Genomic DNA, 21,579 nt, shown 5'->3' on the forward strand with positions numbered 1-21,579 from the left:
ACGTTGTGCGCTCCTTCTGCTGTGGCTTCTGAACCGTTACGGTTTGTTCATGAACCGGCCGATGCGAACCAGGCGAGGCGCGACGCTCGCGTCGCTCGCCGCTGAGCTGGGCGTGTCCAGGACCACTGTGTCCAATGCGTACAACCGGCCGGACCAACTGTCCCCGGAGTTGCGCCGACGGGTGCTGGAGACGGCCCGCCGCCTCGGCTACCCCGGTCCCGACCCCGTGGCCAGGTCACTGCGCACGCGCAAGGCGGGCGCGGTGGGGCTGCTACTCACCGAGAACCTCTCCTACGCGTTCCGCGACCCAGCGGCCGTGGGCGTGCTCGAAGGTCTCGCGCTCGCCTGCGAGGACGCGGGCGTCGGCCTTCACCTCGTCCCGGCCAGCCCCGGCAAGGAAGAGGTCGCCGCGGTGCACCGCGCGGGGGTCGACGGGTTCGTCGTGTACTCCGTTCCGGACGACGACCCCCACCTGGCCGCCGCGCTGTCCCGCCCGGTGCCCACCGTCATCGTCGACCAACCCCAACTCGACGGAATCGACCGCGTGTCCCCCGACGACGAAACCGCCATCGTGCAGGTGGCCGACCACGTCGTCGGCCTCGGCCACCGGCAGATCGGCGTGCTGTGCATGCGCCTCGGCCGCGACCGCAACGACGGCTTCGCCTCCCGCGACCGGCAGCGACAGGCCCACTACCACGTCCAGCGCACTCGCCTGGCCGCGCTGGCCAGGACGTTCGAGGCCGCGGGCGTCGACTGGAACACCGTGCCGGTCGTCGAGCGGTTCGACCACACCGTCGACGACGGAGCCACCGCCGCCAGGCAACTGCTCGACGCGCACCCTCGCGTCACCGCGCTCATCTGCACCTCCGACATCCTCGCCCTGGGTGCGCTCGCCGAGGCGGGCAGGCGGGGGCTCCGCGTCCCCGCCGATCTCACGATCACCGGTTTCGACGGCATCGCCGAGGCGTCCCGGGCCGGACTCACCACGGTTCACCAGCCCGTGCTCGAGAAGGGGCGCGCGGCGGGGAAGCTCCTGCTGGGAGCGAGTGACCGCGTGAGCCCCAAGCTGATCACCCTGCCCACCGAACTGCGGGTGGGCACCACGTCAGCGCCTCCGCGCACGGCCGAAGAACAATGGTTCGGGCCGTGAATACTTCGGCCCGGTGTCCGATGTCTGAAGCGACGGGAAAGCGAGAGGTCATGACCGCGATCGACAAGCTCCTGGACCGCAACCGAGAGATCGGCAACATCGTGCCCGGCGACCGGTCGTCGCCGCGCCCTTCTCTCAATGTTGCGATCCTGACCTGCATGGACGCGCGAATCCGCGTCTTCGAGATCTTCGGGCTGCTGCAGGGCGAGGCACACGTGCTGCGCAACGCGGGCGGTGTCGTCACCGACGACATGATCCGGTCGCTCTCGCTCAGTCAGCGCAAGCTGGGCACTCGTGAGGTGCTGGTCGTGCAGCACACCGACTGTGGTCTGAACACGGTCACCGAGGACAGTTTCAAAGACGAGCTGGAGGCCGCCAGCGGCATGCGACCGCCGTGGGCGGTGGAGGCGTTCCGCGACGTCGACGCCAACGTTCGGCAGTCCGTGCAGCGGGTCAGGCGCAACCCGTACCTGCTGCACACCGACCTGGTACGCGGGTTCGTCTACGACGTGAAGACCGGGGAGCTCCGCGAGGTCGACTGAGCCGGCGGCTAACCTTGTCGGACGATGTCCATCGACGCCGAGACGCTCATCGACTGGTTCGGCACGAGCGCACGCGACCTGCCGTGGCGACACGCCGACTGCACCCCGTGGGGCGTGCTGGTCAGCGAGGTGATGTTGCAACAGACCCCGGTGGCCAGGGTGCTGCCGGTGTGGCAACAGTGGCTGGAGCGCTGGCCGAAACCGTCGGCTCTCGCCTCCGCCACGCAGGGTGAGGTGGTGCGCGCCTGGGGTAAGCTCGGCTACCCCCGGCGCGCCCTGCGGCTGCATACCGCCGCCACCGCGATCGCCGACGAACACGGCGACGAGGTGCCCTCCGACGTCGACACGTTGCTGGGGCTGCCCGGCATCGGCGCGTACACGGCGCGGGCGGTGGCCGCCTTCGCCTACGGCAGGCGTGCACCGGTGGTGGACACCAACGTTCGTAGGGTGGTTGCGAGAGCCGTCCATGGCGCGGGCGAAGCCGGTCCGCCGTCGACGAACCGGGACCTCCGGGACGTCGAGGCGCTGCTGCCCGACGGCCCGGACGAGTCCTGTGCCGCGCGGTTCTCCGCGGCCCTGATGGAGCTCGGCGCGCTGGTCTGCACGGCCCGCAACCCCCGTTGCGCCGACTGCCCGATCTTCGACACCTGCGCCTGGCAGAAGGCCGGTCGACCTGCGTATACGGGTCCGGCGAGACCGACGCAGCGCTACGGCGGCACCGACCGCCACGTCCGTGGTCTGTTGCTCGACGTGCTGCGCGGAACCACCGAGCCGGTGGAGAAGGCGAGGCTCGATCTGGCGTGGCCGAAGGCCGGGCAGCGGGACGCGTGTCTCGACTCCCTACTGGCCGACGGACTGGTGGAACAGACCGCCGACGGGCGGTTCGCCCTGCCTGGCGAGCATTGACAAGGTAACCGGGGCAGTTGGCAAGATCCTCACCTCACGCGCCTGCGAGGGAGAGATCACATGGCCGAGAAGCCCGTCATCGATCGTCGCACGTTGTTGGTGGGCGGCGGACTCGCCGTCACCGCGCTGGGTACCGCCCTGACCGTTCCCGCCCAGGCCTCCCCACGCCCACGTCCGGTGGAGGCCCCGAACATGTACGGCACCGCCGTCTGGGGCGCCCGCCCACCCCGGGAACCCATCACCCTGCTGAACCACAAGCCGACCTACATCGTCGTCCACCACACCGTGGAGCCGGGCAACACCGACGACTACTCGCTCGACCGCGCGTTCGCGATCTCGCGGAGCATCCAGAACTTCCACATGGACTCGCGAGGTTGGATCGACACCGGTCAGCAGTTCACGATCAGCCGCGGCGGCTTCATCACGGAGGGCAGGCACCGCAGCATCGAGGCGCTGCGAGGCGGAACACAGCACGTGCTGGGCGCCAACGTCGCCAACCACAACAGCGAGATCGTCGGTATCGAGAACGAGGGCCTCTACATGGAGGTCGACGTGCCGGAGACACTGTGGCTCTCGCTCGTCGCGCTGGTGTCGTACATGGCCTCGCAGTACGGCGTGAGCCCGGAGCTCATCCGGGGGCATCGCGACTTCAACGCCACCGCCTGCCCGGGCGACGTCCTGTACGCCCGGCTGCCGGAGTTGCGGCAGGCCGTGGCCGACCGTCTCGGCGTGACGTTCCGCCAACCCGAACCGACGCCACTGCTGCGACCCGGCGACACAGGTGACGACGTGCGCCTCGCACAGCAACGGCTGCGGGCACGCGGCTACGACGTGGCCGTCGACGGCGTGTTCGGCGACGAGACCCGCGACGCGGTGGCGGCGTTCGCCGCGAGCAACGGCCTGAGCGAACCGACCTGCCAGGCGTGCGCCCGGGCCGACGAGCGCGGCTACCTCGGCGCCGACGTGTGGGAGCGCCTGGCACCCCGGTGACGACGCGCGTGGCCGGGTTGCCGGACGGCGGCCCGGCCACGCGCCGGCGCGAGAAGCTCCCCGGTTTCCTCGCACCCGAGCAGGTACGTGACACCAGATCGGAATATTGCTATCCTGCGCCCAGTTAATACCATTAACTAAGTAGCTGCCATTTATGGTGAACCGCTGTTCAGGCGGATCGGCCATCTGGGGAGGGCAGAATGGACCCGTTGACACTCGCCGGTCAGGCAGTCTCCTTCCTGTGCGGATACCTGACCCAGGTGGCTTCCGGGGTGGTGCAGCGGACGCAGGACTCCGCCGCCGAAGCGCTGTACGGCATGATCGCGACCCGGCTGCGGCAGACAGCCTTCGGAGACCGAGCACTGCGGCGACTCGAGACCGCCCCCGGGGACAACCAGGCCGCGAGCGAAGCACAACGAACGCTCGCTCAGGAGGTGCAGTCCGATCCGGCCTTCGCGGCAGATCTGGGCCGAGCCGTGCAGAACGTGTGGTCCGCGCAGGGCGGCGTTTCACAGTCGACCTTCGAACAGGGCAACACCACCGTGTCAGGCGCGACCATGAGGAAATCCGTCATCGCCGGTGGCAACGTCGACCAGTCACGACGGCAGACGAGGATTTCCTTCGGCGGTTGGACCGCCATTGCCGCCATCCTCCTGCTGGGCGGAACGGGCTCGGTCGTCGCCATCAGCACCGGTTCCGGAGGGGTCGACACCAGCTCGATCGGCGACGCACCCGGCGAGGAAGGTGCCAGAGAGACCGCCATGGCGTTCGTCGAATCCATGAGATCTTCCGACGCGGAACTGTTCTGTGATCTCCTGCACTCCGAGATAGTAGGCAACCTCGAAGTCCACTTCGGACGTCCATGTCCGGAAACCGTTCCCGTCATCCTGGACCGGATAACGCCGGAGATGAAAGAAGAAGCCAAGCAAGCACAAGTCTTGTCAGTGACGATGGAATCCCAGAGCCGCGCCGTCGTGGTCGTAGGCATCGACAACACCGAAGAAGGGTCCGCCGAGCTGAGACTTCGCCGCGACTTCGATCGTTGGCGTGTGGATCTTTCGCGAGACACGAGCAACAGCTTTGGGTTTCCGTGAGCCGGAGCAGCCACCGAGCGAGCTTCACGCTCCGGGCGGAACGTACTCGATGCCGAGCAGTTCGCAGATCCCCTGGCACATGCGCTCGTGCATGGGGGTCATGTCGGTGAACGTCGCGCTCATGAAGCCGAAGACGTCGAAGGAGATGGAAGCGTAGATACGCGACCAGCATTCGATGAACACGAGGATCGCGCCGAGCGGCATCGACTGCAGATGGACCACGGTGCGGTAGTCGTCCAACTGCTTCCGCAGCGAGGGCTCCAACTCGCTGTCCGAGGGCACGTCGAACGGCTGTTGCCGCCACAGCCGGAGGTACCGTTCACCGAACGCGCCGCCGACCTCGGCGTTCCAGGACTTGGCTATGGCTCGGTGTATGTGCCCGGCAGTGGGCGACGGGGTGCCGAAAACGAATCCGTACTCCGCTCGGTTCCTCGCCGCCCAGGACGGAAAGGCCCTGATCATCGCGATGATCTGCCGGTCGGGACGGTCGTCGGGGTGCGCCGCGGCGGCGGTCCCGAGTTCACCCACGAGTTCGGCGATCAGATCGTCGGCCAGGGCGAGCAGGAGATCGTCGCGACTGCCGTAGTAGCGGTAGATCGCAGGCGGGGTGATTCCGACTTCCCGGGCGATGGCCGCGAGCGTGACCGCGTCGAGGCCACCCGACACCAGAAGCCGTCGAGCAGTGCGCCGCAGATCGCGGTCGAGCGCCGCACGCAACCGGGCTCGTCGATTCGTCGAAGCCGTCACCACACCTCCACCGCCACCCACAGCATACGCGAATACCAGTGACATCAGCACAGCATTCTGTTACGATCTCCACACTGGTTAATAGTCTTAACTAAAGAATACCCCTTTCGCGGCAGGGGCATTATCGCCGCGCGAACGCTTGCCGTGTTTCTCTTCCGCGGCAGTGTGAAACCTCGATGACGTCGACTGTGCTGGGGGTCGGCCGGGGCACGGCTTCCCGGCCGGCGTGACCGGGCCACGCTGAGGGGGGTGGCCCGGCCACGCATAGCTCCCTTTTCGAGTAACCACACCGGAGTCAGGGGCGCGCGATTCCGGACAGGAACGCCTCGACAGCTCCCCGGTAGACCTCCGGCTGGTCGTGGTGCACGACGTGGCCCGCATCGGCCACCACGATGTGCCGCCCGTTCCGTGCACGTTTCGCCATCTCGGCCTGCTGCCCCGCCGGCATGCTCGTGCGTTCGGCCTCGATCACGAGCATCGGGCAGCGCACCGCCTCGAGGTAGGACCAGTAGTCCCGCTGACCCCATTCCGTGGCGATGACGTACAGGTCCTCCAGGTCCGCGATCAGGTGGTAGCCGTCGTCGCGTTCCTCCACGCACTCGACGAAGTAGTCGCCCAGGCTGCCGAAGAACTCCGACACGTGCGCCAGCGAGCGGAACGGCACCGGCCACGACTCGAAGTAGGCGCGCCAGACGTCCACGGTGTCGCCCCGCCGGTCAACGGCCATGTCCTCCGTCACGACACCGGCCGCCAGTTCCGGGCGCATCGCGGCCGCCACCCACGCGTGCAACCCGCCCATGGAGTGCCCGACGAGCACGGCAGGCCCCTCGTCCAGGTCCTCCACCAGGTTCACGACGTCCTCGGCGAACTCCTCGGTGGTCCACGAACCCCGGCGACGCGCCCGGCCGTGTCCCCTGGCGTCGAGGCCCACGACGTGACCGTGGGCGGTGAGCCACTGCGCCACCGACCACCACGTCGTCGCCCGCCCCATGAGACCGTGCAACAGGACTATCGGCCGCCCATGCCCACCGAAATCGACAACGCTCGACGCCAGCGAAGATCGAACGGGCATTAGGCTCCTCTCATGGTCGACCGCCGCGCCTGGATGGCGTCACTGTGCGGGCTCGCCTGCATCGTAGCCGCCTGCACCTCCCCCCAAGATCCATCCGAGCCCGCCCCCGCACCGACCCACGGGGCGGCGGGAATCGGCGACGAGTACTACCCGGAGGCGGGCAACGGCGGCTACGACGTCGACCACTACGAGGTCGGCGTCCGCTACGTCCCGGACAGTCACCAGCTCACGGGAGACACGACCGTCACCGCACACGCCACCCAGCGGCTCTCCCGGTTCAACCTCGACCTACGCGGCTTCGCGGTCTCCTCGGTGGAGGTCGACGGCAGGAAGGCGGAGTTCACGCGAGAGGGCGACACCGAACTCGTGATCACCCCCTCCGCGCCGGTGGCCGAGGGCAGCGTGTTCACCACCCGGGTGCGCTACGAGGGCAAGCCCGTCTCCGCGGACCTGGGTCAGCTCGGCGGCAACGGCTGGTACCGCAGCCCCTCGGGCGGTGCGTTCGTGTTCGGCGAACCCCAGTCGGCGTCGTACTGGTACCCCGTCAACGAACACCCGCGCGACAAGGCCACCTTCTCCGTCACCGCCACCGTGCCGAAGGGCTGGACGGCCGTGTCCGTCGGCACAGGCGGCGAACCCACCACGAAGGGCGGCTGGACCACCACGACCTGGAGTGAGTCCGACCCGGTGGCGAGCTACCTCACCATGTTCGCGGTGGACAGGTTCGACGTGGAGACGAGCACACTCGAAGACGGCACACCGGTGCGCAACGTCTTCGCCCCCGGCGCCGACGACGCCCGCGACGAGGCCGCACGCACCGAAGAGATCGTCGAGTACCTGGCGAGCCGGTTCGGCGACTACCCGGCGAGCACGGCGGGCGGCGTCTACCTCGACAACGCGACCGGGTTCGCCCTGGAGACCCAGGGAACGCCGACCTACCCGAGCGGCCCGAACGTCGAGCTGCTCGTGCACGAGATCGCACACCAGTGGTACGGCAACTCGGTGTCGGTGCACTCGTGGGCCGACATCTGCCTCAACGAGTGCTTCGCCAGCTACGCCACCTGGCTGTGGGCCGAGGACAAGGAGGGCGCAGACCTCGACGCGTTCTACCGGCAGCGGGTCGAGGCGATGCGCGGCAACCACGACTTCTGGTCACAGCCCCTCTACGACATGGGAGCGGGCAACGAGTTCGACGCCGTGTACGTGAAGGGGCCGCTCGCCGTGCACGCACTGCGCCTCCGCGTCGGCGACGAGGCGTTCGACCGGCTGCTGCGCGAGTGGCCTGCCGAGCACGCGAACGGCAACGCGAGCTGGGAGGACTTCGAGAAGTTCGCCGAACGGGTGTCGGGCCAGGAGCTGGACGAGTTCTTCCGGGCCTGGTTCCGCGGCACCGAAGCACCCGGCGACGAACATCTGTATCCGGAGCCACCCCGCCGCTGAGCAGCGCACGCCCGCCCTCTCCGACTACCGTGTCCGATATGGCAGTCGTAAAGATCAACGCGATCTCCGTTCCCGAAGGTGCCGGCCCGGAGCTCGAGAAGCGGTTCGCGGCCCGGTTGCACGCCGTCGACAACCAGCCCGGATTCCTGGGGTTCGAGTTGCTGCGCCCGGTGTCCGGAGACGACCGCTACTTCGTCTACACGAAGTGGGAGTCCGAGGAGCACTACCAGGCATGGGCGGGCGGCGCCGCGAAGGAGGCGCACTCCGGGGAACGCGGCAAGCCCGTGGCCACCGGCGCGAACCTGCTGGAGTTCGAGGTCGTGCAGAGTTCCGGCCCCGCGTCGTAGATGCGTGACGAGTACCGGCGCGCGGCCGAGCTGATCTCCTCGGCCGACGCGCTGCTCGTGTGCGCGGGCGCGGGCATGGGCGTGGATTCGGGACTACCGGACTTCCGAGGTGACGAGGGGTTCTGGCGCGCCTACCCGCCGTACGCCCGGCTGGGACTGCGATTCACCGAACTCGCCGATCCCGAGCACTTCGCCGACGACCCCGAGTTGGCGTGGGGCTTCTACGGACACCGCCTGAACCTCTACCGCGAGACCCGGCCGCACCCCGGGTTCTCCGTCCTGCTGAAGTGGGGCGGGAACAAGCCCGGCGGTGTCCACGTGTTCACCTCGAACGTCGACGGCCAGTTCCAGCGTGCCGGGTTCACCGACGTGGCGGAGGTGCACGGCTCGATCCACCACCTCCAGTGCCTCGCGCACTGCGGCGCCGGGATCTGGCCTGCCGACGACGTCGAGGTGGCCGTCGATCCGGACACCATGCGCGCCCGCGCTCCACTGCCGTCCTGCCCACACTGCGGCTCGCTCGCTCGCCCGAACATTCTCATGTTCGGCGACTACGACTGGCTCGCGCACCGCTCCCAGCGGCAACTCGACACGTTCACGGCGTGGCGCAGGCGCAGTCGCTCGCTCGTGGTCGTGGAACTCGGAGCAGGGCTGGCTGTGCCTACGGTGCGCAGACAGGCCGAACTCGCGAGCGCGGCGAACGGCGCCCTCGTACGCATCAACCCGAGGGAACCACGAATACGCCACGACCGTGGCGTTTCCCTGCCCGTCGGCGCGTTGGAAGCGCTCACCGCTCTCGACGAGCTGGTGAGCTGACTCAGGCGTTCGCGGCCCGCTCCGGCAGCCGCAACGTCGCCACCACCGCACGGTGATCGCTGGCGGCCACGTCGACCGCCGCGAAGTCCAACACGGCCACCGACTCGTCGACGAGCACGTGGTCGAGGGTCACCGGAGGCCCCAGGCGTCGCCGGGGCCATGTCGTCACCAGCGCCTCGCCCGTGCTCTCCGCCGCGTCGACGTAACCCGCGTCGAGCAGTTCCCGGAACGCGGCATGGTCGAGTGTGGCGTTGAAGTCGCCCGCCAGGACCCGCACGGCACCGGTCGGGTCGGCGGGCGGCAACCCGGCGAGATCCGATCGCCACCGCGTCGCATCGGTCACGGGCGGAAGGGCGTGTACGGCCACGATCTCCACCGCCGTGCCCCCGGGAAGCCGTATCCGGGCACTCGGTTGCGCGAACAGCGACGGGCCGGCGAGATCGAGTTCTTCCAGCGGGTACCGCGAGGCGATCCCGGAACCCACGCCCGCCCCGGCCGGATACGCCACGATGTGGGGCAGAGCGTCACGCAGCCCGGCGTCCTCCAGAGCGGAGTACGCCGACTCGTCGAACTCCAGCAACGTCAGGACGTCGATCCGGCGTTCGCGCACGAGTTCCACGACGGCCTCGGGATCGGCCCCACCGAAGTACAGGTTGAGAGCGGCCACCCGCAGCACCGCACCGCCTGCCTCGGGCTGGGAATCGGCGAGGACCCTCGGCACGAGGGGTACGGCGAGCGCCACGGCCAGCACCGCCGACAGCACCGCGACGCCACGACGTCGCAGCACCGACGCGACCAACGTCAGCCCGACCGCAGCCGGCACGACATACGGCGTCAGAGCCAGCGCCGCCGCGGTGTAGTGGTTGCCGTCGTGACCGAACACGCCCGACACGACCAACCGGAGCACCGCGAACGCGGCGACCCCCACCAACGCGGCCACCACCAGCGCCGACATCACCCTGGCCGACGGCCGCCTCGCTCCCGGGCCGCTCCCCCGAGCTTCCGTGCTCACCACCGCACCAGCCTGCCAGAAGGAGAAGCACGGCATCCGGCCCCTGCGCGCCGGGGACGTTCGCAGTAGTTTCGGTCTCCCCGACCACTGGCAGGAGGACACTGATGACCATCCTGGTCACCGGAGCAACGGGCAACATCGGGCGCAAAGTCGTCGACCACCTGCTCGCGCGTGGAGCTCGGGACGTCCGCGCGCTCACCGTCGACCCCGGCAAAGCCGCACTTCCGTCCGATGTGGAGGTGGTGAAGGGTTACCTTCGGAAGGTGGACACGCTGCCCGCGGCGTTCGAAGGCGTGTCCCGCGTGTACCTCGCGCCGACCCCGGACACGATCACCGACGTCGTCCGCCTCGCGCGCGAGGCGGGGGTGGAACACATCGTCGACCTCTCCGGGGAGCCCGAGAGCTGGTGGGGCACGGTCACCACGGCCGTGGAGAAGTCCGGAGTGGACTGGACGCACCTGTGGCCTGGTGACTTCATGGAGAACTCGCTGATGTGGGCGGAACAGATCCGCCGCACCGGCGCGGTGCGTGAGCCGTACCCGGAGTCGGCGAGCACGCCGATCGCCATGGACGACATCGCCGCCGTGGCCGCCGCCGCCCTGCTCGACGACGGCCACCGTGGCAGGGCGCACCTGCTCACCGGCCCCGAAGCGCTGACCCGGACCGAACTCGTGGCGCACATCGGTGCGGCACTCGGCAGGGAGATCGAGTTCGTCCGGTCCACCCCCGAGGAGACGGTGCGGGCACTCACCCCCGCCATGCGGGAGAACGCGCAGTGGTACGTGGACAACGTGCTCACGGCGTTCGAGGCCGGAACGGCGGAACCCAACCACCTCGTCGAGGAGATCACCGGTCGCCCCGCGACTCGGTTCGCCGACTGGGCGCGCGCACACGCACACCAGTTCGCGTGAGTTCCTCCCGAAACGCCGAAGGGCCCCCGCGCTACGCACGAGGGCCCTTCGGGACGGTGATTTCAGTTGTCGGTCACTCCTGCTCCGACTCGCCGGCCTCCTCGCCGCCCGCGGCGGCGATGCTCACCGGCGGAGCGTCGGGCACGTCCAGCGGCTTCGGCTCGCCACGGAAGGTGAACCGCGCCTGGTCGTCGTGTGCGTCGCCGACCTCCCAGCCTTCGACGTCCACGATGATGATCTGACCGGGCTGGACCTCGCCGAACAGGATCTTCTCGGACAGCTGGTCCTCGATCTCCCGCTGGATGGTCCTGCGCAGCGGCCGCGCACCGAGCACCGGGTCGAAGCCTCGCTTGGCCAGCAGAGCCTTCGCCTTGTCGGTCAGCTCCAGAGCCATGTCCTTGGCCTTGAGCTGCTCCTCCACGCGGGACACCATCAGGTCCACCATCTGGATGATCTGCTCCTGCGTGAGCTGGTGGAAGACGATGATGTCGTCGATCCGGTTGAGGAACTCGGGCCGGAAGTGCTTCTTCATCTCCTCGTTGACCTTCTGCTTCATCTTCTCGTACCGACCGGTCTCGTCGGCACCCGAAGAGAAGCCCAGGCTCACGGACTTGGAGATGTCCTGCGTACCAAGGTTCGAGGTGAAGATCAGCACCGTGTTCTTGAAGTCCACCGTGCGGCCCTGACCGTCGGTCAGGCGACCGTCCTCCAACACCTGCAACAGCGTGTTGTAGATCTCCTGGTGGGCCTTCTCGATCTCGTCGAAGAGGACCACCGAGAACGGCTTGCGACGCACCTTCTCGGTGAGCTGGCCGCCCTCCTCGTAGCCGACGTAGCCCGGAGGGGCACCGAACAGCCGCGAGGCGGTGTAGCGGTCGTGGAACTCGCCCATGTCGATCTGGATGAGCGCGTCGTCCTCACCGAACAGGAAGTTGGCCAGCGCCTTGGACAGCTCGGTCTTACCGACACCGGACGGGCCGGCGAAGATGAACGAGCCGGACGGGCGCTTCGGGTCCTTCAGGCCCGCCCGCGTACGGCGGATGGCCTGCGACACGGCCTTGACCGCGTCCTCCTGGCCGATGATCCGCTTGTGCAGCTCGTCCTCCATGCGGAGCAGACGCGTGGTCTCCTCCTCGGTGAGCTTGAACACCGGGATGCCGGTCCAGTTGGCGAGGACCTCGGCGATCTGCTCGTCGTCGACCTCGGCGACGACGTCCAGGTCACCGTCCTTCCACTGCTTCTCGCGTTCGGCCTTCTGGCCGAGGAGAGTCTTCTCCTCGTCGCGCAGTCGAGCGGCACGCTCGAAGTCCTGCGCGTCGATGGCCGACTCCTTCTCGCGACGCACGTCGGCGATCTTCTCGTCGAACTCACGCAGGTCCGGCGGCGCGGTCATACGGCGGATGCGCATGCGCGCGCCGGCCTCGTCGATGAGGTCGATCGCCTTGTCGGGCAGGTACCGGTCGTTGATGTACCGGTCGGCGAGCGTCGCCGCGGCCACCAGCGCCGAGTCGGTGATCGACACGCGGTGGTGCGCCTCGTAACGGTCGCGCAGCCCCTTGAGGATCTCGATGGTGTGCTCCAGCGACGGCTCGCCGACCTGGATCGGCTGGAACCGGCGCTCCAGGGCAGCGTCCTTCTCGATGTACTTGCGGTACTCCTCGAGCGTGGTCGCACCGATGGTCTGGAGCTCGCCACGGGCCAGCATCGGCTTCAGGATGCTCGCCGCGTCGATCGCACCCTCGGCGGCACCCGCGCCGACGAGCGTGTGCAGCTCGTCGATGAACAGGATGATGTCGCCGCGAGTCTTGATCTCCTTGAGGACCTTCTTCAACCGCTCCTCGAAGTCACCGCGGTAGCGCGAACCGGCCACCAACGACCCGAGGTCGAGCGTGTAGAGCTGCTTGTCCTTCAGCGTCTCGGGCACCTCGCCCTTGACGATGTTCTGCGCGAGGCCCTCGACGACGGCGGTCTTGCCGACGCCGGGCTCGCCGATGAGAACCGGGTTGTTCTTGGTACGGCGGGACAGCACCTGCATGACCCGCTCGATCTCCTTGTTGCGCCCGATGACCGGGTCGAGCTTGTTCTCCCGCGCGGCGGCGGTGAGGTTGCGCCCGAACTGGTCGAGCACCAGCGACGACGACGGGGTGCCTTCGCCACGGCCCGCACCGGCCTCGGCAGGCTCCTTGCCCTGGTAGCCGGACAGCAGCTGAAGCACCTGCTGCCTGACCCTGTTGAGGTCCGCGCCCAGCTTCACGAGAACCTGCGCCGCCACGCCCTCGCCCTCACGGATGAGGCCCAACAGGATGTGTTCGGTACCGATGTAGTTGTGCCCGAGCTGCAGCGCCTCACGCAGAGACAGCTCCAGCACCTTCTTGGCTCGCGGGGTGAAGGGAATGTGTCCGCTGGGAGCCTGCTGGCCCTGGCCGATGATCTCCTCGACCTGCTGGCGGACACCCTCCAGCGCGATACCCAACGACTCGAGCGCCTTGGCGGCGACACCCTCACCCTCGTGGATCAAACCCAGGAGGATGTGCTCGGTGCCGATGTAGTTGTGGTTGAGCATCCGGGCCTCTTCCTGGGCCAGGACAACCACCCGCCTCGCGCGGTCGGTGAACCTTTCGAACATTCCCACTCCCTCGACTGCTGCGCCGGCGGCCCGACACTCTTTCCGGCTCGCTCCACCGGTGAGCTCGGCACCGTACGACCACTGTAGTAGCCGACCACACGTCCCGTGGCTACCACTGGTACGGATTCGAACCTCATGGAGCAGGGCCTGACGCGCCGCGAGCACTCGCGGAGGACACGCTCACAGTCGACTAGTTGCTGGCTGCTGACGTAGGGAACAACGAACGCCCCGGCACTCGAATTCCGGTGGCACCCCTTGTCCGCTCAGCGCGAACACGTCGTTTTCGCACGCTCACCCGCTCGAACCGTGCCGCTGCACCGCCGAAACTCCATCAGTAAGGTAAGGCATAGCTAACCTACTGCGGTAGGTCGCGAACCACCCGGTCGGAGCAGCGGAGGTCGGCGCGTGACCACGGACGGTTCAGTACGTGACAATCGACACAGTCGAGCAACGTGTCGCCGTGTGTCCCCCGACGCGCTCGCGGGCTCGCTCGCCCGCGCCGCCGCGCTCCAGCAGGAGCTCGAACTCCGCACCGACGTGCCCGTCGACGACGACTGGTGGCGGTGCCACGACCTGCTCTCCGACCGCCGCCGGTTCTCGCTCTGGCACCGGCGGCTCGCTTCCTGGTTGATCCGGTCTCACGGCACCGCGCCCGCTCGCACCGTGTCCGGCTACGTCCTGTGGTGGTATCTCCGCGTGCCCGCCTACGTCGGCGCGCTCCTGTTGCACCACGAACGGCGCGTGCCGCTGCTGCGGCCCTCCGAGCTGGCCCTGCGGGTCGCCCCCGACGGCAGACCCCACCCGGTGGGCGTCGCCCTCCTCGGCGACTCCTTCTACTGCCTTCCACTCGACCCGTCTGCGGGCAGGCCCGAGGCCGTCGTGGTGCCCGACGAACGAGCCCTGGCCGCCGTGTACCGAGCACGGTTCGTCGCCCACGCGAACGCCTTCGTCCGCGCCTACCGGCCACTGAGTCCCCACGGGCCGAGAACGCTCTGGGCCGCGGCCACCGACGCACTCGACAGCTGCCTGTGGTGGGTGGGGTTCCAGGGTGGCGACGAAGGTGCGGGCGTGGCCGACGCGGCACTCGTGCTCGACGCGCGACACGACCCTCTGACCTCCGCCTCGACCCTGCGCCGACGCCCCGGCGACGACGGGACGGCCGACGCGGGCGGTCAGAGAGCACCCAACCCACGCAGCGTGGCGGTGAGCGCCTCCGACAGGTTCCCAGCGGAGCCAGGCCGGCGGTGGACGTGGTCCTCCGCATCACGGAACAGGAGCATCCGCCCGAGCCCGGCCACGTCGATCAGTGACAGCGGACTGCTCCGGCGCCGGACCCCACCGACTGTGGCCGCGCCGTACAACTGGTGCGCCCCCTCGCGCGGCGCTCTCAGGTGGTCGCGCAGCTCCTCGACACCGCGTCGGTCCGCCAGCGGGCGGCTGTTCCCCACATCCGGCGCGTCGGCGCCCTCCAGCTCGGAACGGGCGACGCTGAACGGACGCACGGGGGCGGGCGGAACGTGCGGGACCATCGCCACGAACTCCTCCACGAGGTGGCGCGGCTCGACGGGCCGGAGGGTCACGGTGTCGCCGTGCACGAGCGCGGCCACCGCTCCGCCGTCGCGTTCGGCCACCAGGAGAGCACTGTCCCGGCCCGCGTCGGCATAGGCGCTCCAGCAGTACAGCTCGCGCGCCGGGCGGGCCAGTGTGCGCAGCGTCTCACGGAACATCGTGGTGAGCGCGTGTTCCGTCGACAGCCCCACGTCGGCCAACAGCCGCAGACACTGACGGGTGAGCTCGGCCGTCCTGCCGCTCGATACGTAAAGGCCGTGCGACCCCAGCGCCGGGTGCGGTTCGCCGAACCCTTCGAGATCCCACGTGTACAGCAGAGCCAGTCTGGGCACGTCCACGGGCTGCGCTATCACCGGTCCCACCTCCTATCCGCCGATGGTGGGCGGCGTGATGATGTGCCCGGTCTGGGGATCACGCAGGTCCTCCTCATCGCCGAGCGAGAAGGCCTCGTCGGTGTCCTGGACGTAGTTGCGCTGGTGTTCGGAGTCCTCACTCCCAGGGCCGCGGCCCGCCGCGCCGCCCATGGCCCCCATCGGGGCCATCCCGACACGACCCGCCATACCCGCCGCACCGGGCCTGGCCGCGCCCTGCGCGGCGTTCGCCGCGGGACCGGGGGGAACGGCACCGCTGCCCCGACCCACACCGGGTGGGCTGCCCGACGTGCCACCTGTGCCCGTGCCCGGCCTGCCTCCGCCTGTTCCGAGGCCAGCGGCCCCACTCGCCGACGATCCGCCGTAACCTCCCACCAGCGGCGAGCCACCCGCAGTCGACCAAGGACTCTGCGTGCCACCACCGGGCACGGGCGAACCGGACGGGTTGCCCGTCGACGGCTGGTACGCCGCGGGTCGATAGGTGGACGACGGGTCGGAAGGCGGCTGGTAACCCGACACCGAGGTCGAGTCGGACCCCACGCGGTCGCCGGTGAGTTCGTCCCCACCAGGGTGAGTGCGCACGAACGACGAGTCCTGCGGCTCCTGGTAGTGGACGGCCGGCCGGAGGTCACCCGGTTCGGAGTCGGTTCCGGCTTTCCGGTCCTGCCGGTCGCGGGCGTCGCCGGCTGGGTCGTCGGCGTCCCGCCGGGACTCGTCACCGTCACCCCGCTGGAAGTCGTCGGCGACCTGCTTCCGGTCGAGGGAACGGGGCTCCGCCTCGAGCGACCGTGCCCGGCCCGTCACCTCGTCCCTGGCCAGCGTGATCTCCCCGTCGCCGAACTCGTCGAGCTGCCCGTAGTCGTACGTCACCTGCTGTGACGCCGACCGGGTGTACTGCTCGTACGCCTCGTAGGCTCGGCGGTTCCGTTCCTCGAGCTCCCTGTACCGGGTGATCTCGTCCTCGGTGTCGGTGTCCCACGGAGTGACGTAGTCCCAGAAGCCCCGGGACGGCGGCTGGTCGGGCATCGGTTCGAGCTCGGACTTGAGCCGGTCGAACGCGTACGACATGTCGGTCAGCGTGCGCGCGTTGCTCTGGTAGGCGGACGAGGCCTGGTACGTCGCCTCCACGGCGACGAGGATGCGAGCGCGTGCCGCGTCGGCACCGCCACCGGTCCACGCGCTTTCGAGATCTGTCAGCAACTGACGACTATGGTCGCTGACGAGGGCGTGGTCCTGCGACAGCCTGTTCGCGCGAGTCGCGCCATCCCGCCAGTCGGAGGAGCTGCCGGACAGCACCAGCCGCACGAGTTCCGGCATGGACATCACACCGCCGAACTGACGTGCGGACACTGCACCTTCCGTCACCGTCCCGCCCCCTCTCTCAGGTTGTCCACCAAGGTCTCGGCCAAGCGCTCGGACAACTCGCAGGCGTCGACCTGGCCCTTCTTCGCACGGCTGGGCGCCACCGCGACCCCCACCGCGTACTCGTCGGAGAGCCCGACGTTGACCGAGCACGTCGTTTCGCCCGCGTCCGTCTGGAAGGCGACCGCCGGGAAGCCGCCGATCGACGGGATCTCCCGCCACACCTTCACGGCCGGTTTCGTGTTCCGGTACAGGTTGCTCAGGCCCTCGTGCGTGGCGGTGACGAAGTTGACGAAGACCCCCGCCCCCGTGTCGGGGTCCTGCCAGGAGCACCAGGGCCCGGTGGCGATGTCGTCACGTTCGCCCTCCGGTGCGTCCCCGCCCAGGGCCTCGACGATCTGCTGCCGGGTGAACGCCTGGCACGGGTCCTGGGGGAGCACCGACTGCGGCAGCGGGTTGGACACCGCGGGCGCACCGCTGTGCGGCAGCCCGCTCGCCTGGGTGGAGGTCGCACCGCTCGGTGCGGTCGGCTTCGGGGAAGCGACGCCTTCCGTCGGCGCCGCCGAACAACCGGCCACCACACCGGCGAGGCTCAGACCCACCACCACACGAAGAATTCGTGTCATTCGAGGAATCCCCTGTTCTCACGGGCCACGGAACCGCCCGCCGCGCCGATCTGCTGCTTCGCGTCCTCATCGGAATCGGCGATGAGGCCGAGCGCCTTCTCCAGGCGGGCGACGAGTTCGGCGAAGAACGTGATCTCCTTCTGGAGGTGTTCGTGCCCGTGGAAGAACGCGCCTCTCCCGATACCGCCGACGGCGCTCTCGTGGAAGTGGAGGCTTGCGGGGTCCTCAGCCGCGGCCCGCATCTCGAGGAGCTGCCTGGACTCCGCTTCCATACCGACGAGGTCGTTGTAGATGCGCTTGAAGGAGTCCAACATCCGCCGGGCCTCTTCTGTGCTGAGACTGAAGCCCTGACCGCCCGTGGGAACGCTGCCCGAGCCGCCACCCGGCGCGGGTGCGGCCCCTCCGGACGGCACTCCGTCGACCCAGAATGTGACATCGGAGAGCCAGCCCTCGGCAGCGGTCATGCCTACCTCCCCATAAGCACCCCATACACCGTTTCGGGAGAGTAGCGCGAAAATCACACCCTGACGGAAACTTCACAGGTTTACCCCGAATTGGGTACAGCCGGGTGAATCACCTGCTCCAGTCAGGGTCACGCCCGGACAACCCGAGCAGTCGCGCCAGCGGCACGGCGTTTTCAGCCACGGGTACCTCGGCTCCGAAAACGCCGTACTGCCTTCCCCGCGGCGCGAACTCCTCGAGCGCGCGGAAGACGGCGAGCGCGGTCTCGGACTCGCAGCGGAACTCCGCCCCCGTGGCCACGGCGAGATCCCAGCCGTGCACGACGAACTCGGTCAGCGCCATCGCGCCGACCTGGCGGGCGGGCAGCTCCGCCGCGCCGAACAGGACAGCACCGTCCCACGCCGACGGATCGCGCAGCGCCTTCGCGAGCCGCTCGACGTCGTCGGCGAGCACAGCCCGCCAGTCCTCGGTCACCAGGTCCGTCTCGCTCTCGCCCCCGGCCACGGCGGGCGGTGGCTCCCTGCGCACGGCGGCGGTCAGGCGCGGCGTCCAGTACAGCAGGTGGTTCAGCAGGCCCCGGACGGTGTAGTGCTCGCACGGCGTGGGCGCGTCCAGGGCATCGGCGGGAACAGCGTGCAGCACGTCGAGGAACGCTTCCCCCGCGGGGTCGACGACATTCTGAAGTTCCGGCGGATTCGACATGGCCCCATGGTCGGGGTCATCGACGCGGGAGTCTTGAACAAAAGCGACAGATCCCGACCGTATCGTCGAGACCCGTGGAACGGACGCCCCAGGGAATCCTGCACCGGCACGCCGCAAGGGCGCGGTTCACGTTGAACAGGTTCTCACCGGCCCCGCCGCTTCGCGAGTACGTCCAGTACTACTGGGTCGTGCGCTGGGATCTCCGCGGCCGACCACCGCACGAGCAACGGGTACTGCCCAACCTGTCCACACACGTGGTGTTCGGAACCGCCTCGGCCGGGGTGTGGGGACCGTCCCGGTCGGTGTTCGCCCATGCCCTGCGCGACCGAGGACTGGCACTCGGCGTACGCGTGGTCCCCGGCTGCTGCGGCGCGGTACTGGGCCTGCCCGCCGGCGACCTTCGCGACGGCCCGAGGTCGTTGCCGGACGTCCTCGGGCACGCGGTGCGCGAGATCGAGGACGCCGTACGCCGGGAAAGCGACGATCCGGAACTCACCTCGCTCGCCGACGCGCTGTTCACCGAACGAATCCGGCCGCTCACGAACCCGGAACGTCGTGCCCGTGACGCCGTCGCCCTGATCGCCGGTGACCCGGCGTTGACGCGGGTGGACGAGCTCGCAGCGCGCACCGGAATGACGGTGCGCGCACTGCAGCGGTTGTTCACCACACACATCGGAACGGGACCCAAGTGGGCAATCCGGGTCTACCGCCTGGGCGACGCCGAGGCACGACTGTCTTCCGATTCCCCGCCGAGCCAGGCGGAGCTGGCAGCCGAACTCGGCTACAGCGACCAAGCACATTTCGCCCGCGATTTCACGTCACTCGTCGGCACTCCCCCCGCTTCATACGGGCGGCAACAGAAAGTAACCGAACAGGCGCAAAACTGAATATGGCCTCCCGGGTCGAGCCCGGGAGGCCATACGTCACGACGTCTTTCAGTTCCTGCGGTGGTAGGCTTCGACGACCTCGGACGGGATGCGTCCACGATCTGAGACCTCGTAACCGTTCTTCCGCGCCCACGCACGAATTGCCTGGTTCTGTTCGCGGTCCACGGCGGCCGAGCGAGCGGGCGCTTTCACGGCGCTCCTGCTCGACGACCTCTTCCGGCCACCGGCCCTGCGAGCGTGCTCAACGTACTGAGCAAGGGCGTCACGCAATTCTTCCGCATTTTCGGCGGAGAGATCGATCTCGTAGCTGACCCCGTCAAGACCGAACTCGACCGTCTCGTCGGCCTCCGACCCGTCCAGGTCGTCCACGAGGGACACAAGGACCTTCTGCGCCATCTTATTCCTCCTGCTTGGGACATGCTGAGATCACGTGGTGCCCACGCCCGAGCCAAAAGCCTTGACCGAGCATATTGTTACCCGTCCGCGTAGAATAACGCAAATCAACTTCAGTGATTGTGTCGGCCGTTGACTACGCCCTTATGCGGGCAACACAATCACCGCTCTCGCCGAAGTCGCAGGAAAACGGGCGTCCCGTGCTCACGGGCGGGGGCGCCGGCCCGACGAGGTGTTCCTCTCGGCGGTGTTCCTCTCGAAAACGAGGCGAAGGCCCAACAGGGTGAGATCTGGCACGTGTTCGGTGATGGTTTCCGACTCCCCGATCACGAGCGGGGCCAGCCCGCCGGTGGCAATCACTTCCACCGGCTCGCCGGAGGCGCCCGCCAGCTCACGCGCGATCCTTCTGACGAGGCCGTCCACCTGGCCCGCGAAACCGTACAGAATGCCGGACTGAAGGCACTCGACGGTGTTCTTGCCGATCACCGACCGGGGTCTGACGAGTTCCACCTTCCGCAACGCGGCCGCTCGGGAAGCGAGAGCGTCGACCGAAATGTCGATCCCCGGCGCGAACGCCCCGCCGAGGAACTCGCCCTTGGCCGAAATCGCGTCCACGTTGGTCGAGGTGCCGAAATCGACCACGACACAGGCCGTGTTGTGCAGGTGGTGGGCAGCGAGCGTGTTGACGAGCCGATCGCCGCCTACCTCCTTCGGGTTGTCCACGAGCAGCGGAACACCCGTGCGCACGCCCGGCTCCACGATGATCTTCGGGGTCTCCGGGTAGTAGCGGTCGAGCATCACCCGCAGCTCCCGCAACACGGCGGGCACCGTCGACAAGGCGCTGATCCCCGTGACGGCGTCGGCGTGCGGGCCGAGCAACCCGCGCATGGTGAGCGCCATCTCGTCGGCCGTCATGCGCGGATCGGTCCGCATACGCCAGTCACGCACCAACCGCGCGTTCTCACCACGGCCGGAGTGCAGACCGAGCACGATGTTGGAGTTGCCGACGTCGACGGTGAGCAGCAATCAGTTCTCCGCGTGCAGCAGCGCGTCGAGCCGCGCGGCGTCGGCCGTCTCCGCCATCGGCAGCACGGCACCACGTGCGCTCTCGACACCGGCGGACGCGGTTTCCCCGGCCCCGCTCGTGAGCCCGTACCCCTCGGGAACGGAGGCGGGATCGCCTCCCTCCTCGACGATGCGGTTCTCGCCGTCGACGAACACGATCCGCGGGGTGAAGGACGCGGCCTCGGCCGAGTCCATCTGGCCGTACGCGATCAGGATGACGATGTCGCCGGGATGGACGAGGTGGGCAGCGGCGCCGTTGATGCCCAGCACACCGCTGTCCCGCTCACCCTCGATGACATAGGTCTCCAGCCGCGCACCGTTGGTGACGTCGACGATGGCGACCTGCTCCCCTGGCAGCAGGTCTGCCGCTTCCATCAGCGTCCGGTCGACCGTGACCGACCCGACGTAGTGCAGGTCCGCCTGCGTCACCGTCGCCCGGTGGATCTTGGACTTGAGCATCGTTCGATACATGGCGGCACGCCCTCCTCT

At 68.7% G+C, this 21,579-nt stretch carries 22 protein-coding genes and 1 pseudogene; 11 read left to right on the plus strand and 12 right to left on the minus strand.

Annotation, left to right across the window (positions count from 1 at the left end):
• Window positions 1–49 precede the first annotated feature (49 nt).
• The 5 genes from SACCYDRAFT_RS22740 (at window position 50) to SACCYDRAFT_RS22760 (ending at window position 4,682) form a co-directional block, all read left to right on the plus strand.
• Entirely contained in the window at window positions 50–1,150 is a 1,101-nt protein-coding gene (locus tag SACCYDRAFT_RS22740; RefSeq protein WP_005459774.1) for a LacI family DNA-binding transcriptional regulator, read from the plus strand.
• A 50-nt stretch (window positions 1,151–1,200) separates the two neighbouring features.
• Entirely contained in the window at window positions 1,201–1,692 is a 492-nt protein-coding gene (locus tag SACCYDRAFT_RS22745; RefSeq protein ID WP_005459776.1) for a beta-class carbonic anhydrase, read from the plus strand.
• A gap of 24 nt (window positions 1,693–1,716) precedes the next feature.
• The gene (locus SACCYDRAFT_RS22750) at window positions 1,717–2,598 is read left to right on the plus strand and encodes an HhH-GPD family protein (RefSeq protein WP_005459778.1); all 882 of its coding nucleotides are present in this window, start codon (window positions 1,717–1,719) and stop codon (window positions 2,596–2,598) included.
• 60 nt (window positions 2,599–2,658) lie between these two features.
• Window positions 2,659–3,588, plus strand: coding sequence for a peptidoglycan recognition protein family protein (locus SACCYDRAFT_RS22755; RefSeq protein ID WP_005459780.1), 930 nt, complete (start codon window positions 2,659–2,661; stop codon window positions 3,586–3,588).
• 200 nt (window positions 3,589–3,788) lie between these two features.
• Window positions 3,789–4,682 (plus strand): hypothetical protein, encoded by an 894-nt coding sequence (locus SACCYDRAFT_RS22760; protein WP_005459781.1) that lies wholly within the window; start codon window positions 3,789–3,791, stop codon window positions 4,680–4,682.
• Between the two features lie 24 nt (window positions 4,683–4,706).
• Here the strand turns inward: SACCYDRAFT_RS22760 and SACCYDRAFT_RS22765 are convergent, their stop codons facing one another.
• A complete protein-coding gene (locus tag SACCYDRAFT_RS22765) occupies window positions 4,707–5,429 on the minus strand; it encodes a TetR/AcrR family transcriptional regulator (protein ID WP_005459782.1) in 723 nt (240 codons plus the stop codon).
• A gap of 295 nt (window positions 5,430–5,724) precedes the next feature.
• Complete coding sequence (locus tag SACCYDRAFT_RS22770) at window positions 5,725–6,501, minus strand: alpha/beta fold hydrolase (protein ID WP_005459783.1); 777 nt, start codon at window positions 6,499–6,501, stop codon at window positions 5,725–5,727.
• A gap of 12 nt (window positions 6,502–6,513) precedes the next feature.
• Between SACCYDRAFT_RS22770 and SACCYDRAFT_RS22775 the strand changes: the two genes are divergently transcribed.
• The 3 genes from SACCYDRAFT_RS22775 to SACCYDRAFT_RS22785 are packed head-to-tail and all read left to right on the plus strand — an operon-like array spanning window position 6,514 to window position 9,104.
• The gene (locus tag SACCYDRAFT_RS22775) at window positions 6,514–7,941 is read left to right on the plus strand and encodes a M1 family metallopeptidase (RefSeq protein ID WP_005459784.1); all 1,428 of its coding nucleotides are present in this window, start codon (window positions 6,514–6,516) and stop codon (window positions 7,939–7,941) included.
• Between the two features lie 38 nt (window positions 7,942–7,979).
• The gene (locus tag SACCYDRAFT_RS22780; RefSeq protein WP_005459785.1) at window positions 7,980–8,288 is read left to right on the plus strand and encodes an antibiotic biosynthesis monooxygenase family protein; all 309 of its coding nucleotides are present in this window, start codon (window positions 7,980–7,982) and stop codon (window positions 8,286–8,288) included.
• Window positions 8,289–9,104, plus strand: coding sequence for an SIR2 family NAD-dependent protein deacylase (locus tag SACCYDRAFT_RS22785; protein WP_005459786.1), 816 nt, complete (start codon window positions 8,289–8,291; stop codon window positions 9,102–9,104).
• A 1-nt stretch (window position 9,105) separates the two neighbouring features.
• On the opposite strand, the gene SACCYDRAFT_RS22790 is transcribed toward SACCYDRAFT_RS22785, so the two are convergent.
• Window positions 9,106–10,059 carry an endonuclease/exonuclease/phosphatase family protein gene (locus SACCYDRAFT_RS22790; protein ID WP_043536821.1) on the minus strand — a complete coding sequence of 318 codons (954 nt, stop codon included), beginning with the start codon at window positions 10,057–10,059 and terminating at the stop codon, window positions 9,106–9,108.
• Window positions 10,060–10,220: 161 nt separating this feature from the next.
• Between SACCYDRAFT_RS22790 and SACCYDRAFT_RS22795 the strand changes: the two genes are divergently transcribed.
• A complete protein-coding gene (locus SACCYDRAFT_RS22795) occupies window positions 10,221–11,027 on the plus strand; it encodes an NmrA family NAD(P)-binding protein (protein ID WP_005459790.1) in 807 nt (268 codons plus the stop codon).
• A 73-nt stretch (window positions 11,028–11,100) separates the two neighbouring features.
• Here SACCYDRAFT_RS22795 and SACCYDRAFT_RS22800 read toward each other — a convergent pair whose 3' ends face one another.
• On the minus strand, window positions 11,101–13,653 hold the full coding sequence (locus tag SACCYDRAFT_RS22800) for an ATP-dependent Clp protease ATP-binding subunit (protein ID WP_005459792.1): 2,553 nt from the start codon (window positions 13,651–13,653) through the stop codon (window positions 11,101–11,103).
• A gap of 462 nt (window positions 13,654–14,115) precedes the next feature.
• On the opposite strand from SACCYDRAFT_RS22800, the pseudogene SACCYDRAFT_RS27060 reads away from it, so the two are divergent.
• Window positions 14,116–14,808, plus strand: a pseudogene (locus SACCYDRAFT_RS27060) ((2Fe-2S)-binding protein); the annotation flags it as partial.
• Window positions 14,809–14,825: 17 nt separating this feature from the next.
• Here the strand turns inward: SACCYDRAFT_RS27060 and SACCYDRAFT_RS22810 are convergent.
• The 5 genes from SACCYDRAFT_RS22810 to SACCYDRAFT_RS22830 all read right to left on the minus strand — a co-directional run bounded on the left by SACCYDRAFT_RS22810 (window position 14,826) and on the right by SACCYDRAFT_RS22830 (window position 18,745).
• Entirely contained in the window at window positions 14,826–15,575 is a 750-nt protein-coding gene (locus SACCYDRAFT_RS22810) for an ESX secretion-associated protein EspG (RefSeq protein ID WP_005459795.1), read from the minus strand.
• 12 nt (window positions 15,576–15,587) lie between these two features.
• Window positions 15,588–16,943, minus strand: a complete 1,356-nt coding sequence (locus SACCYDRAFT_RS22815) for a hypothetical protein (protein WP_232283731.1) — start codon at window positions 16,941–16,943, stop codon at window positions 15,588–15,590.
• An 11-nt stretch (window positions 16,944–16,954) separates the two neighbouring features.
• A complete protein-coding gene (locus SACCYDRAFT_RS22820) occupies window positions 16,955–17,581 on the minus strand; it encodes a DUF3558 domain-containing protein (protein WP_005459797.1) in 627 nt (208 codons plus the stop codon).
• A complete protein-coding gene (locus SACCYDRAFT_RS22825; protein WP_005459798.1) occupies window positions 17,578–18,045 on the minus strand; it encodes a hypothetical protein in 468 nt (155 codons plus the stop codon). Before SACCYDRAFT_RS22825 ends, SACCYDRAFT_RS22820 begins: the two co-directional genes overlap by 4 nt.
• A 109-nt stretch (window positions 18,046–18,154) precedes the next feature.
• Window positions 18,155–18,745 (minus strand): TIGR03086 family metal-binding protein, encoded by a 591-nt coding sequence (locus SACCYDRAFT_RS22830; protein ID WP_005459799.1) that lies wholly within the window; start codon window positions 18,743–18,745, stop codon window positions 18,155–18,157.
• A 74-nt stretch (window positions 18,746–18,819) separates the two neighbouring features.
• On the opposite strand from SACCYDRAFT_RS22830, the gene SACCYDRAFT_RS22835 reads away from it, so the two are divergent.
• Window positions 18,820–19,632, plus strand: coding sequence for an AraC family transcriptional regulator (locus tag SACCYDRAFT_RS22835; protein WP_005459801.1), 813 nt, complete (start codon window positions 18,820–18,822; stop codon window positions 19,630–19,632).
• A gap of 48 nt (window positions 19,633–19,680) precedes the next feature.
• Here the strand turns inward: SACCYDRAFT_RS22835 and SACCYDRAFT_RS22840 are convergent, their stop codons facing one another.
• The 3 genes from SACCYDRAFT_RS22840 to panD all read right to left on the minus strand — a co-directional run bounded on the left by SACCYDRAFT_RS22840 (window position 19,681) and on the right by panD (window position 21,561).
• Window positions 19,681–20,028, minus strand: coding sequence for a histone-like nucleoid-structuring protein Lsr2 (locus SACCYDRAFT_RS22840; RefSeq protein ID WP_005459803.1), 348 nt, complete (start codon window positions 20,026–20,028; stop codon window positions 19,681–19,683).
• Window positions 20,029–20,229: 201 nt separating this feature from the next.
• Window positions 20,230–21,051, minus strand: coding sequence for a type III pantothenate kinase (locus SACCYDRAFT_RS22845; protein ID WP_005459806.1), 822 nt, complete (start codon window positions 21,049–21,051; stop codon window positions 20,230–20,232).
• Entirely contained in the window at window positions 21,052–21,561 is a 510-nt protein-coding gene (gene panD, locus SACCYDRAFT_RS22850; protein WP_005459808.1) for an aspartate 1-decarboxylase, read from the minus strand. It lies immediately after the preceding gene.
• Between the last annotated feature and the right edge of the window lie 18 nt (window positions 21,562–21,579).

This window comes from Saccharomonospora cyanea NA-134 (assembly GCF_000244975.1).
GTDB lineage: Bacteria > Actinomycetota > Actinomycetes > Mycobacteriales > Pseudonocardiaceae > Saccharomonospora > Saccharomonospora cyanea.